Source organism: Roseicella frigidaeris (assembly GCF_003258945.1).
Taxonomy (GTDB): Bacteria; Pseudomonadota; Alphaproteobacteria; order Acetobacterales; family Acetobacteraceae; genus Paracraurococcus; species Paracraurococcus frigidaeris.
Genome location: NZ_QLIX01000007.1, coordinates 201,802 through 216,904, shown reverse-complemented (window position 1 = coordinate 216,904; position 15,103 = coordinate 201,802). Strand labels below are relative to the sequence as shown.

19 protein-coding genes are annotated in these 15,103 nt (G+C 73.5%); 6 read left to right on the top strand and 13 right to left on the bottom strand.

Annotated elements, in window-relative coordinates; genetic code table 11:
* Positions 1-36: 36 nt before the first annotated feature.
* The 3 genes from DOO78_RS12355 to DOO78_RS12345 form a co-directional block, all read right to left on the bottom strand.
* Entirely contained in the window at positions 37-867 is an 831-nt protein-coding gene (locus tag DOO78_RS12355) for an FkbM family methyltransferase (RefSeq protein ID WP_111470081.1), read from the bottom strand.
* A 127-nt stretch (positions 868-994) separates the two neighbouring features.
* Positions 995-1,150, bottom strand: a complete 156-nt coding sequence (locus DOO78_RS12350) for a DUF3309 domain-containing protein (protein ID WP_111470080.1) — start codon at positions 1,148-1,150, stop codon at positions 995-997.
* A 237-nt stretch (positions 1,151-1,387) separates the two neighbouring features.
* On the bottom strand, positions 1,388-2,059 hold the full coding sequence (locus DOO78_RS12345; RefSeq protein WP_111470079.1) for a dienelactone hydrolase family protein: 672 nt from the start codon (positions 2,057-2,059) through the stop codon (positions 1,388-1,390).
* Between the two features lie 39 nt (positions 2,060-2,098).
* On the opposite strand from DOO78_RS12345, the gene DOO78_RS12340 reads away from it, so the two are divergent.
* Together DOO78_RS12340 and DOO78_RS12335 are read left to right on the top strand one after the other, a co-directional pair.
* Complete coding sequence (locus DOO78_RS12340) at positions 2,099-2,296, top strand: DUF4169 family protein (RefSeq protein ID WP_111470078.1); 198 nt, start codon at positions 2,099-2,101, stop codon at positions 2,294-2,296.
* A 42-nt stretch (positions 2,297-2,338) separates the two neighbouring features.
* Positions 2,339-2,779 (top strand): hypothetical protein, encoded by a 441-nt coding sequence (locus DOO78_RS12335; protein ID WP_111470077.1) that lies wholly within the window; start codon positions 2,339-2,341, stop codon positions 2,777-2,779.
* 12 nt (positions 2,780-2,791) lie between these two features.
* Here the strand turns inward: DOO78_RS12335 and DOO78_RS12330 are convergent, their stop codons facing one another.
* The 6 genes from DOO78_RS12330 to DOO78_RS12305 all read right to left on the bottom strand — a co-directional run bounded on the left by DOO78_RS12330 (position 2,792) and on the right by DOO78_RS12305 (position 6,757).
* Complete coding sequence (locus tag DOO78_RS12330; RefSeq protein ID WP_111470076.1) at positions 2,792-3,229, bottom strand: MgtC/SapB family protein; 438 nt, start codon at positions 3,227-3,229, stop codon at positions 2,792-2,794.
* Positions 3,230-3,329: 100 nt separating this feature from the next.
* Positions 3,330-3,806, bottom strand: coding sequence for an MgtC/SapB family protein (locus tag DOO78_RS12325; protein WP_111470075.1), 477 nt, complete (start codon positions 3,804-3,806; stop codon positions 3,330-3,332).
* A gap of 30 nt (positions 3,807-3,836) precedes the next feature.
* Positions 3,837-4,931, bottom strand: a complete 1,095-nt coding sequence (gene ychF, locus DOO78_RS12320; RefSeq protein ID WP_111470074.1) for a redox-regulated ATPase YchF — start codon at positions 4,929-4,931, stop codon at positions 3,837-3,839.
* A gap of 111 nt (positions 4,932-5,042) precedes the next feature.
* Positions 5,043-5,513 carry a hypothetical protein gene (locus DOO78_RS12315; protein WP_111470072.1) on the bottom strand — a complete coding sequence of 157 codons (471 nt, stop codon included), beginning with the start codon at positions 5,511-5,513 and terminating at the stop codon, positions 5,043-5,045.
* Positions 5,513-6,088, bottom strand: a complete 576-nt coding sequence (gene pth, locus DOO78_RS12310) for an aminoacyl-tRNA hydrolase (RefSeq protein ID WP_111470070.1) — start codon at positions 6,086-6,088, stop codon at positions 5,513-5,515. The genes DOO78_RS12315 and pth overlap by 1 nt, the downstream gene beginning before the upstream one ends.
* Before the next feature lie 18 nt (positions 6,089-6,106).
* The gene (locus DOO78_RS12305) at positions 6,107-6,757 is read right to left on the bottom strand and encodes a 50S ribosomal protein L25/general stress protein Ctc (protein ID WP_111470068.1); all 651 of its coding nucleotides are present in this window, start codon (positions 6,755-6,757) and stop codon (positions 6,107-6,109) included.
* Positions 6,758-6,973: 216 nt separating this feature from the next.
* On the opposite strand from DOO78_RS12305, the gene DOO78_RS12300 reads away from it, so the two are divergent.
* The 3 genes from DOO78_RS12300 (at position 6,974) to DOO78_RS12290 (ending at position 9,951) form a co-directional block, all read left to right on the top strand.
* Complete coding sequence (locus tag DOO78_RS12300) at positions 6,974-7,504, top strand: hypothetical protein (protein WP_111470131.1); 531 nt, start codon at positions 6,974-6,976, stop codon at positions 7,502-7,504.
* Positions 7,505-7,518: 14 nt separating this feature from the next.
* A complete protein-coding gene (locus DOO78_RS12295; protein WP_207802879.1) occupies positions 7,519-8,067 on the top strand; it encodes a hypothetical protein in 549 nt (182 codons plus the stop codon).
* Between the two features lie 339 nt (positions 8,068-8,406).
* Positions 8,407-9,951, top strand: a complete 1,545-nt coding sequence (locus tag DOO78_RS12290) for a cation:proton antiporter (RefSeq protein ID WP_111470066.1) — start codon at positions 8,407-8,409, stop codon at positions 9,949-9,951.
* A gap of 16 nt (positions 9,952-9,967) precedes the next feature.
* On the opposite strand, the gene DOO78_RS12285 is transcribed toward DOO78_RS12290, so the two are convergent.
* From DOO78_RS12285 to hemF, 4 genes are all read right to left on the bottom strand, one after another.
* On the bottom strand, positions 9,968-11,464 hold the full coding sequence (locus DOO78_RS12285; protein ID WP_111470064.1) for an MFS transporter: 1,497 nt from the start codon (positions 11,462-11,464) through the stop codon (positions 9,968-9,970).
* A gap of 491 nt (positions 11,465-11,955) precedes the next feature.
* Positions 11,956-12,288, bottom strand: coding sequence for an FKBP-type peptidyl-prolyl cis-trans isomerase (locus DOO78_RS12280; RefSeq protein WP_111470062.1), 333 nt, complete (start codon positions 12,286-12,288; stop codon positions 11,956-11,958).
* A gap of 85 nt (positions 12,289-12,373) precedes the next feature.
* Positions 12,374-13,348, bottom strand: coding sequence for an NADPH:quinone reductase (locus tag DOO78_RS12275; protein WP_111470061.1), 975 nt, complete (start codon positions 13,346-13,348; stop codon positions 12,374-12,376).
* A 43-nt stretch (positions 13,349-13,391) separates the two neighbouring features.
* On the bottom strand, positions 13,392-14,261 hold the full coding sequence (hemF, locus tag DOO78_RS12270) for an oxygen-dependent coproporphyrinogen oxidase (RefSeq protein WP_243634525.1): 870 nt from the start codon (positions 14,259-14,261) through the stop codon (positions 13,392-13,394).
* A gap of 283 nt (positions 14,262-14,544) precedes the next feature.
* Here hemF and petA point away from each other — a divergent pair, with 283 nt between their 5' ends.
* A complete protein-coding gene (gene petA, locus DOO78_RS12265) occupies positions 14,545-15,093 on the top strand; it encodes a ubiquinol-cytochrome c reductase iron-sulfur subunit (RefSeq protein WP_111470057.1) in 549 nt (182 codons plus the stop codon).
* Positions 15,094-15,103: the final 10 nt, after the last annotated feature.

The window sequence follows — 15,103 nt, the reverse complement described above, 5'->3', positions numbered from 1 at the left end:
TCGGCTCGGGCCGGGGCCCGGGCCGGGGGCTTGGGCTCAGCCGGCCGGCCGCCAGCGCTCCACCCAGCCGGCATCGAAGCCGAGCACGAGCTCATCGGCGCAGCCGCGCAGCACCAGGTGGTCGTGCAGCACCGCGAGCAGCGTGTCGGGCCCGATCCGCAACGGCGGCTCGGCGCCGCGCAGCACATGCGCCACCGGGAAGCGGGCCAGCCAGTCCTCCAGCACCGCCCGCGGATTGGCGTTGCGGTTGCACTGCAGGGTCCAGGCATTGAACTCGACGAAGACCAGGGGATGGAAGCGCGCCAGCGTGGCCTGCGCCCCATCCAGCACCTCGGTCTCGAAGCCTTCGACATCGATCTTCATGAAGTCGAGCCGGTCGAGGCCCTGCTCGGCGGCCAGCGCATCGACCGTATGGATGCGGACCCGGCGCTTCGGCAGCGTCGCGCCCCCGAGGGTGTCCGGCGCCAGCAGATGCGCCCCGGCGGAATGGCCGGCATCGTGGAATTCGGCCTCGCCCGGGGCGGCGCCGAGAGCCATCTCCGCCACCGTGACGCGGCTCTCGAGCCCGTTCAGGGCAAGGCTGCGCCGCAACGCCGCCGCCGAGCGCGGCGAGGGCTCCACCGCGAGGAGGCGCCCCTGCGGCAGCAAGGGCGCCAGGGCGAGCGCCGAGAGGCCGATATTGGCCCCGACATCGAGCACGACGCCGTCCGGCGGCAGCACTGCGGCGGCGACGGCTGCGAGCTCGGCCATGCCGGCCGCGTGACCCTCGGCATGCTGGAAGAAGCTGTCATCGGCGAAGCCGGCGATCTGCCGGTCATGCCCCCCGATGCGGAGCCGGCGCTCCTGCAGCCCATCGACCATGCTCATGCTCCCCCTGTTCCCCTCGGACCTGGGACCCGGAGGTGGCGAGCCCCGTGCCGGCCACGTTGTCAGAGCAGGTCCCGGTCAGGCGGTCTCACCGTGTCAGGCGACGATGCTCGTCGGACGCGCGAGGTCAGATCCGGCCCATCAGCGCCAGGATGATGAGGACCACCACGATCAGCCCCAGCGTGCCCGAGGGGAAATAGCCCCAGCCCCGGCTGTAGGGCCAGGTCGGCAGTGCCCCCAGCAGCAGCAGGATCAGGATGATCAGCAGCAGCGTCGAACCCATGGCTCGTCTCCCGTACCCGTCCGGAACGGGGCTGCAACGTCAGCCTGGCGCGCCGGTTTCCGAGAGGCGGCCCGGCTCTCCCGCGGCGCCTCGTACCGACGGCATGAACGCTTCCTGCATGCCGAGCGCCCGGCGGCGCGACGCGGCGAAGGCCCCGGCAAACCGGAGGGTTGCGCCCGGCGCCAAGGGGACTGCCCATGGGGGCCGTTGCTGGTTCACCAGCAACGGCCGTTCGTATCAGAGATGCTGCGCGAAGAAGGCGAGCGTCCGCTCCTGCGCCTGCGCCGCGTCCTTCGCCACGTAGCTGCCGCGCTCCTCGCAGCCGAAGCCGTGGCCGGCGCCCTGGTAGACGAAGATCTCGACCGGCGGCGTCTTGCCGGCCCGGGCCTGGCGGATCGCCTCGACATCGGCGAGCGGGATGGAGGCGTCGGTCTCGCCGAAATGCAGCTGCACCGGGCAGCTCGGCGTCTCGTCCCTCGCCGCGGCGATGCCGCCGCCATACCAGCCGACCGCGGCCGCGAAGGCGCTGCTGCGCGTCGCCCCATGCCAGGCGACGGTGCCGCCCCAGCAATAGCCGACGATGCCGCGCTTCGCCGCCGGGGGCAGCGCCGCGGCGGCGGCGAGGATGTCGAGCAGGGTCTTGCCGGGATCGATGGTGCCGCGCAGGTCGCGGCCGCGCGTCACGTCCTCCGGCCCATAGCCGAGCTCGACGCCCCGCTGCGTCCGGTCGAACAGGGCGGGGCAGACCACCGCATAGCCCTGGCTGGCGAAGTCGTCGCAGACCCGGCGCATGTGCCGGTTCACGCCGAAGATCTCCTGCACCACGACCAGGCCGCGCCGCGCATCCTGCGGGCCGGCGGTATAGGCCGAGAGAGTGTGGCCGTCGGCAGCGGTCAGCTCGATGCTCATGGCGTTTCCCCGCGGGTTGCACGCGGCTATCCTGCGTCCATGGGCGAGGTCGTCAACCTGAACCGCATGCGGAAGGCCCGGGCGAAGGCGGAGGCCGCGACGCAGGCCGCCGCCAACCGGGTCAGGCATGGCCGCACCGCGGTCGAGAAGGAGAATGACCGACGGGCCGAGGCGCGCCGGCAGGCGCTGCTGGAGGGCGCGCGACGGACCTCGCCGGAGGAGGAGGGGCCGGCCTGAGAACCCGTGGCCGCCCCCGCACCCAGCCATACGGAGACTGCGATGACCATCCGTACCCTGTTCCCGGCGCTGCTGGCGCCGTGTCTCCTGGCGGCCTGCGTCGACGAGACCGTCATCCCGGCCGCCGACGCGCCGCGGCCCGATCACCCGGCGCAGGCGAGCGCGCCGCCGCCGGTGACCGAGTTCGACGGCACCTATGTCGGCAAGTTCACCCTGAACCCTGACCGCACCCGCGCCTGCCCGCAGGCGCCGGGCGCCGATCGCACGCTGACCGTGACCAAGGGACGCGCCACGCTGCTGATGAACCCGCGGACGCGATACGTGCTGACCGGCACGGTGGGGCAGGCCGGGGATCTGCGCGTGTCCGACATCCTCGACCGAACCATCGCCACCAGCGGTACCTTCAGCGATGGCCGCTTCCTCGGCGAGCACCGCAACGGCCTGTGCAGCTATGCGGTGATCATGTCCAAGCAGGGCGGTTGAGCGCGGCCCGCCTCAGCGCGGCCCCGTCTCCGGAGGCGGGGCCCGGTCCTCGATCCAGGAGGACAGGCGGCGCAGCAGGACATGCGCGAAGAAGACCAGCAGGGTCAGGCTCAGCGCCAGGCCGGGCTTGAGCAGCCCGGCGGCGGTGCCGACCGCGGCGACCGCCCAGAAGGTCGCGGCGGTGGAGAGGCCGCGCACCGTCATGCCGCGGCGCAGGATGACGCCGGCGCCGAGGAAGCCGACCCCGGTGGCGATGGAGCCCAGCGCGGCGCCGGGATTGCTGCCGCCATGGCTCACCGCGACCCGGGCGAAGACGCAGGCCGCGCCGGCGACCAGGGCGCAGGAGCGCAACCCGCCCGGATGCCGCCGCCATTCCCGCTCGGCCCCGATGGCGGCGCCGAGGGTGAAGGCGAGGAGGACGGCCAGGGCATCTTCCCAGACATCGGTCATGCCGCAGCCAAGCACCCAGCCCGCAGCGGGCGAAGCCGCCCCGGCAGGGCTACCGCCCTCGTGATGGCGCAGGGAGAGAGGGAGAGGGGGCGGGCCGGCCTCAACCGTCCAGCGCCCGGTCGTCCGCTGAGGGCTGGGCCGGGCGCTTGCGGCGGATCAGCCGCTGCAAGGGCCGCAGCAGCAGGTTGATCAGCAGCACGAGGATGGTCAGCCAGATGGCGCCGACCGTCTCCTGCGCGCCGGCCTGGGCGCCGATGGCGGCGACGCACCAGATGGTGGCGGCGGTCGAGAGGCCGCGGACATTCGCGCCCTCCCGCATGATGGCGCCCGCGCCGAGGAAGCCGACCCCGGTCGCCACCGCGCCGAAGCCGGCGCCGAGATTGGAGGGTTCGACGCGCGTCGCCATCAGGTCGGCGAAGGCGGCCGCGGCGACGCAGATCAGCACGCAGGGCCGCAGGCCGGCGGCGTTGCTCTGCTGCCATTCGCGCTCGGCGCCCACCAGCGTGCCGAGCAGGAAGGCGAGCGGCAGGCCAGCGATCGTGGTGTCGCCGAGGACCCAGCGGAGCAGAGCCTCCATGGCGCTCAGCCCCGCATCCGGCCGGACGATTCAGACATTGAAGCGGAAGAGCAGGATGTCGCCGTCGCGGACCAGGTAGTCCTTGCCCTCGACGCGCATCTTCCCGGCTTCCTTGGCGCCCTGCTCGCCGCCGAGGGCGATGTAGTCGTCATAGGCGATGCATTCGCAGGCGATGAAGCCGCGCTCGAAATCGCCGTGGATGACGCCGGCGGCCTGCGGCGCCCGGGTGCCGCGGGTGATGGTCCAGGCCCGCGCCTCCTTCGGCCCCACGGTGAAGTAGGTCTGCAGGCCGAGCAGCGCATAGCCGGCGCGGATCACCCGGTCGAGGCCGCTATCCTCGAGGCCGAGGCTGGCCAGGAACTCGCCGCGATCGGCCTGCGGCATCTGGCTGATCTCGGCCTCGATGGCGGCCGAGACGACCACCGCGCGGTTGCCCTCGCGCTCGGCCATGGCGAAGACCCGCTCGGAATGCGCATTGCCGGTGGCGGCCGCGCCCTCCTCGACGTTGCAGACATAGAGCACGGGCTTGGTGGTCAGCAGCTGCAGTCGCGCCGCCGCCGCCTCCTCGCCCTTCGGCACCGCCGTCCGGGCGGGCCGGCCCTCCTGCAGCGCCTTGACAATGGGCTCGATCAGGGCGAGTTGCTGCTGGCTTTCCTTGTCGCCGCCGCGGGCGCGCTTGGTGAGGCCGATGGCGCGCTTCTCCAGCCCCTCGAGATCGGCGAGCATGAGCTCGGTCTCGACCGTCTCGGCATCGCGCACCGGATCGACGCTGCCTTCGACATGGGTGACGTCGCCATCCTCGAAGCAGCGCAGCACATGCACGATGGCATCGACCTCGCGGATATTGGCGAGGAACTGGTTGCCCAGCCCCTCGCCCTTGCTGGCGCCCCGCACCAGGCCGGCGATGTCGACGAATTCGAGGCTGGTCGGGACCGTCTTCTGGCTCTTGCCGATGCGCGCCAGCATGTCGAGCCGCGGGTCGGGCACGCCGACGCGGCCGATATTGGGCTCGATGGTGCAGAAGGGGTAGTTCGCCGCCTGCGCCGCCGCGGTCTCGGTCAGCGCGTTGAACAGCGTGGATTTTCCCACGTTCGGCAGGCCGACGATGCCGCAGTTGAAGCCCAAGGCAACCTCCTGAGATCGATCCGGCCGGGCGGTCTCGCCCGGCCTGGCCCGGTGGGAGGCGCCCGGGCGGCGCCTGTCGCGCCAGCCTCCGGCCGCCCCCTCGGGGCCCTTTCAGCGTTCCTGCGCCAACGCCTCGACGAGGGCGGCGGCGATGCTTGCCGCGGCGATGCGGGCGGCGCCATCGTCGGTCGCCGGCGCCAGCGCCGCCGCGCGCAACGCCGGCACCAGGGCCACGGCCGGCACGCCCGCCCGCTTCGCCGAGGTGGCGACGCGCTCGGCCAGCGCCGCGGCCTCGCCGCCGGGCCCGATCACCTCCGCCGCCTCCAGCAGCAGCGCCGCCCGGATCGCCGCATCGCCCGAGGCCGCCATGGCCCCGCGCTGGCGGCGGATATCGGAGAGCGGGCCGCCCGTCGGATCGCCCGGCACCACCGCCGCGGCGTTGCGCAGCGCCGCGGCGGCGCCGGCGAGGGCGCCGGCCTCCCGCACCAGGGCGGCGGCCAGCGCCGCGGCGCCATTGGCGAAATCCTCCGGCCCCGGGCCGCCCATGCCGGCGGCGAAGTCGGCGACGTCTTCCGGTTCCATCACCGCGTCTCCTGCGTGAGGAAGGCGATTTTGGTCATGAACTCCTCCGGCCGCGCCTCGGCGAGCAAGGGCGCGGCCTCGGCAACCGCCTCCAGCAGCGGCTCCACCCAGTCATCGGCCTTGGCGAAATTGCCGAGCACATGGCCGGTCACGCGGTCCTTATGGCCGGGATGCCCGATCCCGAGCCGCACGCGCCAGAACTCCGGCGTGCCGAGTGCCCGCTGGATGTCGCGCAGGCCATTATGCCCGGCCGCGCCGCCGCCCCGCTTCACCCGGACCCTGCCTGGCGCCAGGTCGAGCTCGTCATGGAAGGCCCAGATGCCCTCGGGCGGGATCTTGTGGAAGGCGGCGGCCGGCTGCACCGCCTCGCCGGAGCCGTTCATGTAGGTGAGCGGCTTGAGGGCGAGGATCTTCTGCCGCCCGACCAGGCCCTCGGCGATCATCCCCTTGAAGCGCTGCCGCCAGGGGGAGAAGCCATGGCGCCGGGCGATCGCGTCCAGCGCCATGAAGCCGATATTGTGGCGATGCCGCGCCTGGGAGGGCTCGGGATTGCCCAATCCCACCCAGAGCAGCATGGCCCGGTCCCGTCCCGCCTACTTCTTCTTGGCCGGGGCGGCCTTGCCCTTCGCGGGCGCCGCCGGAGCCGCCGGCTCGGCCGGGGCCGCCACCTCCTCGACCACCGTCGGCGGGGCGATGGTGGCGACGACGAAGTCGCGGTCGATCACCGAGCGGGTGCCGAAGCGGTCCTTCACCGCCGACCAGCGGAGCGAATCGCCGATCGTCGCCGCGGCGAGATCGATCTCGAAGGCCTCCGGCACCGCGTCCGGGTCGGCCAGCACCTCGAGCTCGCGGCGGACGATGTTCAGCACGCCGCCCTCCTTCAGGCCGGGGCAGCTCTCCTCGTTGAGGAAGGCCACCGGCACGCGGACGCGGATGCGGGTGCCCGGCGCGACGCGCTGGAAATCGACATGCAGGGGCCGGTCGGTCACCGGGTGGAACTGCACGTCGCGCATCAGGGTGCGGACCGTGTCGCCGCCCTTCACCGCCACCTCGTACAGGTGGCCCTGCCAGCCGCCCTTGTGCAGCTCCTTCATCACGTCGCGCGGGTCGAGGGCGACCAGCGTCGCCTCCTGCTTCGCGCCGTAGATCACTGCGGGGACAAGCCCCTCACGCCGGGTCGCACGCGCCGCCCCCTTACCGGCCCGCTCGCGCGCCTCGGCCTCGATCCGGATTGTCTGGACCATGGTCGAACTCCGCTTGCTCGGGAAGAATGCCTGTGCGGGCCAGCATGGCCCGGACATGGCTGCGCCGGCCTCCAGGGGTGCCGGCGTTGCGGCGGGCCTTAGCCGATCGGAGGGGGGAGGGCAATGGAAAGCCAGGAAGGCCAGGGGGACGGCCAGGGGGGAAGCAGGCGCCGCGCGGGAGCGAACCACCACCCTCCACCCGCGTTGCCGCTGGCGATGCCGCGATCCGCCTCGCTTCCCCGGCCGCCGGTCCCGGCGCTGCTGGCCCTCCTGCTCCTCCTGCCTGGCTGCCAGGCCCTGCTGACGGAAACCACCTCGACGGTCGCGGGCATCCTCGGTGCCAGCGTCGCCGACGGCGTCGGCGCCGATCCCGCGGTCACCACCGGCATCGGCCTCGGTGTGCAGGCGCTCGGCCGGGCCGGGCTGCAATACGCCCAGCGCCGGACCCACCGGGCCGAGCAGGACCGCATCGCCGCCGCGGCCGGGCCCCTGCCGGTTGGCGGCACCGCCGCCTGGAAGACCAACCACACCATTCCGGTCGAGCCCAACGAACAGGGCCAGGTCGCGGTCAGCCGGGTGATCAGCGCCGGGGCGCTGGACTGCAAGGAGATCGTCTTCTCGATCGAGGAGGGCAGCGGCAAGGACCTGACCCGGGCCTTCTACCTGGCGGCGATCTGTCGCGACGGGGATCGCTGGAAATGGGCCTCGGCCGAGCCGGCCACCGAGCGCTGGGGCTCGCTGCAATGAGGGACCGTCCGGGAGTGCCGGCACTGGCCGCGCCCGGCGCCAGCGGCCTTCCTGCCCGGTTCCTGCGGCGACCGGCCCTGCGTCTGCCGGCCCTGCTGCTCGCCACCGCCCTGCTCGGCGGCTGCAGCTCCTTCGGCGACCTGTTGGGCGCGGCGACGGGCACGGCCGCGGCGGCCGGCTCGGGCAATCCCGCCCTCGGCGTCGCCATCGGCGTCAGCACCAATGCCGTGGCCAATTGGGGATGGCGCCGCCTCACCCGCCGCTGGCACACCTCGGAGCAGGAGGCGATCGCGCTCGCGGCCGGCGAGGCGCCGATCGGCGAGGCGCGGCCCTGGCAGGTCCGCCATACCCTGCCGATCGGCAACGAGCAGGGCGAGGTACGGGTGCTGCGGGTGATCGAGACGCCGCTCGCCACCTGCCGCGAGATCCTGTTCTCGGTCGAGGATGGCGAGGGGGCGGGGCTGACACGCCGCTGGTACGTCACCAGCCTCTGCCGCCAGGAGACGGGCTGGCGCTGGGCAGCGGCGGAGCCGGCGACGGAGCGCTGGGGCAGCCTGCAATAGGTTGTGTCGTCGGGTGTGGATTCGGATCAGGCGGGCTCGCCTGGTCGGGTGACGATGTCCTGGCAACAAGAAGCTGGAGCGTTTGCCGCGACCGCAGGGCAGCGGCCAATGCCCTGGCCGGGCGAGTGCCTGGCCACGTCGCGGCCGGCCGCCTGCCCGGATGGCCGATGCGCGGCCGGGCCGGTCGCGTGCAGGATGCCGCCTCATCCATGACCGGCCCGTGGCAGGGGGAAGCCGCGTCCGGACCGGCGTCGCCCCTCGCCGGCCGGTCCGGCGGCGCCCGGTCCGGCGGCGCGTTGCCGGCCCGATCCATCGCGCGGCCAGGTCCGGGAGGCCTGCATGCTCGTCTTCGAGATCGTCATCGCCCTGCTGCTCGCGGGCGCCCTGCTCAGCCTCGGGGCGCGTCGGCTGCGGGCGCCCTATCCGGCGCTGATGGCGCTGGCCGGCACGCTCGGCGCGGTGGTGCCGGGACTGCCGGAGGTGACGCTGGATCCCGAGCTGGCGCTCGCCCTCTTCGTCGCGCCGGTCCTGCTGGATGCCGCTTACGACGCCTCGCCGCGCGACCTCAGGGACAATTGGCTGCCGGTGACGGGGCTGGTGGTGGTCTGCGTGCTCTGCACCGCCTTCGCCGTCGCCGCCACGGCCCGCTGGATCGAGCCGGGGATTCCCTGGGCGGCGGCCATCGCGCTCGGGGCCATCGTCGCCCCGCCCGATGCCTCGGCGGCGACGGCGGTGCTACGCCAGCTCCGGCCGCCGCACCGCGTGCTGGTGATCCTCGAGGGGGAGAGCCTGCTCAACGACGCCTCCGCCCTGCTGGTCTACCGGGTCGCGGTGGCGGCGGCGATGACCGGAGCGTTCGACGCCTCCCAGCTCCTGCCGACGCTGCTGCTGACCTGCGGCGGCGGCGCGGCGCTCGGCCTGGTCTGGGCCCGGCTCTATTTCCGCCTGAGCGACCTCGTCGAGGAAACGGCGATCTCCATCCTGCTGCAATTCCTCGGCGTCTTCGCGCTCTGGCTGCTCGCCGAGAGGCTCGGCGTCTCACCCATCATCGCCACGGTGGCGAATGCCATCGCCATCGCCCGCCTGGCCCCGCTGCGCTCGGATGCGCGGCACCGCATCGCTTCCTACGCGGTGTGGGATGTCGCCGTCTTCGTGCTCAACATGCTGGCCTTCATCCTGATCGGGCTGCAGCTCCGCGGCATCCTGCACCGGCTGGACGGCGGCACCTGGCGCGACCTCGGCTTCGCCGCGGCGGCCTGCGCCGCCGTCATCCTCGTCCGCGTCTTCTGGGTCATGGGCTACAACACCGTGATCCGCTGGAAGATCCGGCGCTTCGGGACGCGGTCGCGGCGGCCCCTGCAGCGGCCGAGCTGGCAGGGCGGCGTCATCATCTCCTGGTGCGGCATGCGTGGCATCGTCACCCTGGCCGCCGCCCTCGCCCTGCCGGAGCAGTTCCCCTTCCGCGACCTGATCCTGCTCACCGCCTTCGCCGTCACCCTGGCGACGCTGGTGGCGCAGGGGCTGACGCTGCGCTGGCTGATGGAGCGGCTCTGCCTGCCGGATGACGGGGCGGTGGAGCGGGAGGTGGCGCTGGCCCGGCGGGAGACCGCCGAGGCGGCGCTCGCCGCCCTGGCGGATGCGCCGACCGGCCAGGCCGCCGCCATGCTGCGCGAGGAATATGTCGCCCGGCTGCGTCCGGCGGGCGGCAGCGGTGAGGCGCTCTGGCAGTTGCAGCGCCAGGCGGTGGCGGCGCAGCGCCAGCGCCTCGCCTCCCTCCGCTCGGCCGGCGCCATCGGCGACGACGCCTTCCATGTCATCGAGGAGGAGATCGACCTGCTCGAGCTCTCGGCCGATCCCCGCGTCAAGGCGCTGCGGGCCGAGTAGGCGGGAGGCCCGGCCGTCAGATCCGCCGGGCCGGCATCGACCAGGCGAGCAGGGCGCCGCAGCCGGTGAAGCCGGCGACGGTGAGGAAGGCGTAGCTGAAGGCGCGGGCGATATCGGCCTGCATCTGCGCCTGCGTCTCGGGCGGGATGCCGGCCAGGCTCTCCGATCCGTGCCGGATGACATCGACGAAGAACGCGGCCGCGCCGCCGCCCTGCAGGGTGAGCGTGGCGAAGAGCACCGTGCCGACCAGCGCCGTGCCCAGCGCTGCCCCGACCGAGCGGGAGAACTGGACCGAGCCCGCCGCGGCGCCGAGCATGCGTGGCCCGGCGGCGTTCTGCACCGTCACCTGCACGACGCCCATCACCGTCCCCATGCCGAGGGCGTTCAGCCCGAAGCCGAAGGCGACCATCCGGGTGCTGAGATGCGGGGCCCAGAGCCCGAGGCCGAGCAGCGTCGCGGTGGCGAGGCAGAGGCCGAGCGAGGGGAAGATCGCGGTCCGCCCGGTGCGGCTGACGAGCTGGCCGGTGACCAGGGAGCTGAGGCCGATGGCGATGGTGAGCGGCAGCAGCAGCAGCCCGGTCTCGGCGGCGGAGCTGCCGCGCACGACATGCAGGTAGATCGGCAGGAAGGTGAAGAGCGAGACCAGGGCCGCGCCGTGGCAGGCCGCCATCGCGTCGGCGCGCCAGATCGGCCCCTGGCGCAGCAGCGCGATCGGCAGCAGCGGCGCGCTCGCCCGCTTCTCCTGCCGCAGCAGCAGGACCAGCGCGGTGAGGGAGAGGGCGGCCAGGCCGAGCGCGACGAGGAGGGAACGCAGGTCGAAGCGTTGCACCGCCTCGAGGGCGAGGAGCATGGGCGCGACGAAGAGCACGAAGAGGACGAGGCCGAGCCGGTCGAAGCGCAGGCTGCCGCCGCCGCCGCCTCGCCGCGGCAGGCGGAGCAGCAGCAGCCCCGCGAGCAACCCGAGCGGCAGGTTCACCAGGAAGACCGCGCGCCAGCCGAAATGCTGCGTCAGGAAGCCGCCCGCGACCGGCCCGAAGGTGCTGGAGCAGACCATCACCCCGGCCAGGTAGCCCTGGTAGCGGCCGCGGTCGCGCGGCGGCACCGCCTCGCCGACCAGGGCCTGGGAGAGGGTCATCAGCCCGCCGCCGCCGAGGCCCTGCAGCACCCGGGCGGCCGCCAGCATCTCGACGCTGGTCGCCATGGCGCAGAGCGCCGAGGCGAAGAGGAAGAGGCCGAGCGCCACGAACATCAGGCGCGGCCGGCCGAAGGCATCGCCGAGCCGCCCATAGACCGGCGCGGCGATGGTGTTGGCGACGAGATAGGCCACGACGATCCAGGACAGCCGCTCCACCTGGCCGAGCGCGCCGCCGATCGCCGGCAGGGCGGTGGAGACGATCGTCTGGTCGACGATCGCCAGGAACATCGGCAGGACGATGGAGGGGAAGATGGCGAAGAAGGGCGAGCCTGGCCGCGGCGCCGGCGCCGTCTCGGCCGGGGCGGCGGGCGGGGGCATGGCGGCGGCGGTCCCGGGCGGGCTGTCGGGCAGGGTCAGGGCGGACGGGGATTGAGGGGCGGGCATGCAGGGTTCCGGTCTTCGGCCATCCGGGGCGGCGGCGCGGGCGGACGCGACGGATCCTCGCCGCCCCGCGCCGCGACGATGCCGGCGGAATCCGCCGCCGGCCATCCCCGGGCCGGGATGCGCCGCGAAACGCGCACTCCATTGCAAGGCGGCAACCCGGCCGTCAGGGGACGGCCTGCCGGGAGAGGGGGCGGGCGATGGCGCAGGCCGAGGCGAGCGGCGACGGGTCCATCCTCGCCCGGTCGCTGCCTATTCGCCGGCCGCCGCGCGGTTCGGCGGCTGCACGCCGCCGGTCTCGGCTTGCCTGACCGAGGCGGCGGGCAACCGCGCCGCGCCGGGCCGCTGGCTGACCCTCGGCGGCGCCTGTCCCGGCCAAGCGGTGGCGTCCGGCCCGAGCCGGGCGCCCCGCCGGGCTTGCGGATGCCCTATTCGACGCCGAGCAGCTCGACGTCGAAGACCAGGGTGGCGTTGGGCGGAATGACGCCGCCGGCGCCGCGGGCGCCGTAGCCGAGCTCCGGCGGGATGGTCAGCCGCCGCTGGCCGCCAACCTGCATGCCCGCCACGCCCTGGTCCCAGCCGGCGATGACCTCGCCGGCGCCGAGCTGGAACTGGAAGGGCTCGTTGCGGTCGCGCGAGCTGTCGAATTTCCGCCCCTTGGTCTCCGGCGCCCCGGCATCGTAGAGCCAGCCGGTGTAGTGGACCGTCACCAGCTTTCCGACTTCCGCCGTCGCCCCGGTGCCCTGCTTCTGGTCGCTCATGCGCCTGTCTCCTTCTCCACCGCCGGTCAAGCACGCGGCAGCCGGCGGCGCCAGCCCGCGGCCGCCCGCGGCCGCCCTGGCCCGCTCAGCAGTCGAGCACGACGTTGCCGATATGCCGCCCCGCCTCGACCGCATCATGCGCCCGGGCACAGTCGGCGAGCGGGGCGCGGGCGGCGATGGCATGCTTCACCAGGTCGGCCCGCAGCCAAGCCTGCAGGGTCTCCACGGCGAGATGGCGCTGCGCCGGCGTCAGCTCGTAGACGATGAACCAGCGCACCGCGAGCCCGCGCATGATGGCCGGGCCGAAGAGCATCTTCGCATCCGGCCCGTTCGACCCGTAGGCGGCGCAGAGGCCGCCATGCGCCAGCAGGCCGGGCAGGAGCGGCGCGGTCGAGGAGAGGTCGACATCGACCACCCGCTGCACCCCGGTACCGCCGGTGAGGGCGCCGACCCGTTCGGGCACGTCCTCGCTGCGGTAGTTGATCGTGGCATCCGCCCCGGCGGCGAGGGCATGCGCCGCCTTCTCCTCGGAGCTGACGGTGGCGATCACCTGCGCGGCGCCGAGGAGGCGGGCGAACTGGATGGCGTAATGGCCGACCGAGCCGGCGCCGCCGGTGACCAGCACCGCCTGGCCGGTCACGCCGCCATCGGTCAGCACGGCGTGCAGGGCGGTGAGGGCCGGGATGCCGAGGCAGGCGCCGGCATCGAAGGCGACATGCTCGGGCAGCGGCACGGCCTGGTCGGCGGGGAGGGCGATGTACTCGGCCGCGGTGCCGAAGGCGCGCTTCCACTGGCCGTTCCAGATCCAGACCCGCTGGCCGACGCGGCCGCGCCCGACGCCCTCGCCGACCGCCTCGATGGTGCCGGCGCCGTCGCTGTGCGGCACCACGCGCGGGAAGGCCATGGGGCGGGAGCCGCGGCGCGTCTTCCAGTCGGACGGGTTCACGCCCGAGGTGGCGAGACGGACCAGCACCTCGCCCGGGCCGGGGGAGGGGGTCGGCAGCTCGCCGTAGTGCAGCACCTCGGACCCGCCGTTGCGGTCGTACCAGACGGCCTTCATGCCTTGTCTCCTCCGTATCGCCGGTTGCGCCGCGGCGCGGCCCTCAGGGCCATTTCGCCTCGGGCGGCATGGACATCAGGATGGCGTCCACATTGCCCCCGGTGCGCAGGCCGAACAGCGTGCCGCGGTCGTGCAGCAGGTTGAACTCCACGTAGCGGCCGCGGCGGATGAGCTGGTGCTCGCGCTCCGCCGCCGTCCAGGGCTCGTGCATGCGGTCCCGGATGATGGCCGGGTAGACGTCGCGGAAGGCGCGGCCGACATCCTGGACGAAGGCGAAATCGGCCTCCAGCCCGTGGCCGGGGGTGCGGTCGCCCAGCCAGTCGAAGAAGATGCCGCCGAGGCCGCGGGTTTCGCCCCGGTGCGGCAGGAAGAAGTATTCGTCGCACCAGGCCTTGAAGCGCGGGTAGTAGGCCGGGTCGTGGCGGTCGCAGGCGGCCTGGAAGGCGGCGTGGAAGCGGGCGGCGTCCGCCACCGATTCGGGGGCGTCGAGCGCCATCGGCGTGATGTCGCCGCCGCCGCCGAACCAGGGCCGGGTGGTCACCAGGAAGCGGGTGTTGAAATGCGCCGCCGGCACGCGCGGGCTGCGCAGATGCGCCACCAGCGAGATGCCGGTGGCGAAGAAGCGCGGATCGGCCTCCGCCCCCGGGATCTGCTGGCGGAATTGCGGCGAGAACTCCCCATGCACGGTCGAGACGTTGACCCGGACCTTTTCGAAGACCCGGCCGCGCATCAGGCCCATGACGCCGCCGCCGCCCTCCGGCCGCTGCCAGGGGCGGTACTCGAAGCGTCCGGGGGGCGGCAGGTCCGGCGAGTCGGCCCCGGGGCCCGGGACCAGCGCATCCTCGATCGATTCGAAGGCGGCGCAGATCTCGTCGCGCAGCCGCTCGAACCAGGCACGGGCCCGGCCGGCCAGGGGATGCCCGGCCGGGCCCGCGGCGGCGGAGGCGGTCTCCGGGGTGAAATCCGGGGCGTGGTCCGGGGCGTCGGTCACGGCATCCTCCTGCGCCAGCGGGGTTCTATTGCGGTTCCGGTGGATTGCCACCCCGCATGGCCTCCCTTTATATGCGGCGCGGCGCGTAAGGGTAGCGCGGGCCCGGCCATGCCCGGACCGGCAGAGCCCGAGCGCCGAACGCATGTCGGTTCCCGCCGGTCCCGCCCTGGGATACGGCCGTGGCCGAGATCAGGGACGAAGAGGCATGGCCGATAGTATGGCGCCGGCGGCGCCGGAGGATGGCGGGACCCGGCGCGACTTCCTGCAATTGGTGACAGCGTCCTTCGCCGCCGTGGGTGTCGGTGCGCTGGTCTGGCCCTTCATCAGCTCGATGAACCCCGCCCGCGACGTGCTGGCCCTCTCGACCACCGAGGTCGACCTGTCGCCGATCGCGGTCGGCTCGGCCATCACCGCGGTCTGGCGCGGCAAGCCGATCTTCATCCGCCATCGCACGCAGAAGGAGATCGACGAGGCCCGCGCGGTCCCGCTCGACCAGCTCCGCGATCCGCAGACCGACCAGAGCCGGGTGAAGAAGGCGGAATGGCTGGTGATGGTCGGCATCTGCACGCATCTCGGCTGCGTCCCGCTCGGCCAGAAGCCGACCGATCCCAAGGGCCCCTTCGACGGCTGGTTCTGCCCCTGCCATGGCAGCGCCTATGACAGCTCGGGGCGGATCCGGCAGGGGCCGGCGCCGACCAACCTGGCGATCCCGGACTACGCCTTCGAATCCGACACCAAGATCCGGATCGGCTGAGGAGCAGGCA

Coding starts and splice junctions, on each gene's coding strand:
- DOO78_RS12355 (WP_111470081.1), bottom strand. CDS start 867: ATGAGCATGGTCGATGGGCTGCAGGAGCGCCGGCTCCGCATCGGGGGG.
- DOO78_RS12350 (WP_111470080.1), bottom strand. CDS start 1,150: ATGGGTTCGACGCTGCTGCTGATCATCCTGATCCTGCTGCTGCTGGGG.
- DOO78_RS12345 (WP_111470079.1), bottom strand. CDS start 2,059: ATGAGCATCGAGCTGACCGCTGCCGACGGCCACACTCTCTCGGCCTAT.
- DOO78_RS12340 (WP_111470078.1), top strand. CDS start 2,099: ATGGGCGAGGTCGTCAACCTGAACCGCATGCGGAAGGCCCGGGCGAAG.
- DOO78_RS12335 (WP_111470077.1), top strand. CDS start 2,339: ATGACCATCCGTACCCTGTTCCCGGCGCTGCTGGCGCCGTGTCTCCTG.
- DOO78_RS12330 (WP_111470076.1), bottom strand. CDS start 3,229: ATGACCGATGTCTGGGAAGATGCCCTGGCCGTCCTCCTCGCCTTCACC.
- DOO78_RS12325 (WP_111470075.1), bottom strand. CDS start 3,806: ATGGAGGCTCTGCTCCGCTGGGTCCTCGGCGACACCACGATCGCTGGC.
- DOO78_RS12315 (WP_111470072.1), bottom strand. CDS start 5,513: ATGGAACCGGAAGACGTCGCCGACTTCGCCGCCGGCATGGGCGGCCCG.
- pth (WP_111470070.1), bottom strand. CDS start 6,088: ATGCTGCTCTGGGTGGGATTGGGCAATCCCGAGCCCTCCCAGGCGCGG.
- DOO78_RS12305 (WP_111470068.1), bottom strand. CDS start 6,757: ATGGTCCAGACAATCCGGATCGAGGCCGAGGCGCGCGAGCGGGCCGGT.
- DOO78_RS12300 (WP_111470131.1), top strand. CDS start 6,974: ATGCCGCGATCCGCCTCGCTTCCCCGGCCGCCGGTCCCGGCGCTGCTG.
- DOO78_RS12290 (WP_111470066.1), top strand. CDS start 8,407: ATGCTCGTCTTCGAGATCGTCATCGCCCTGCTGCTCGCGGGCGCCCTG.
- DOO78_RS12285 (WP_111470064.1), bottom strand. CDS start 11,464: ATGCCCCCGCCCGCCGCCCCGGCCGAGACGGCGCCGGCGCCGCGGCCA.
- DOO78_RS12280 (WP_111470062.1), bottom strand. CDS start 12,288: ATGAGCGACCAGAAGCAGGGCACCGGGGCGACGGCGGAAGTCGGAAAG.
- DOO78_RS12275 (WP_111470061.1), bottom strand. CDS start 13,348: ATGAAGGCCGTCTGGTACGACCGCAACGGCGGGTCCGAGGTGCTGCAC.
- petA (WP_111470057.1), top strand. CDS start 14,545: ATGGCCGATAGTATGGCGCCGGCGGCGCCGGAGGATGGCGGGACCCGG.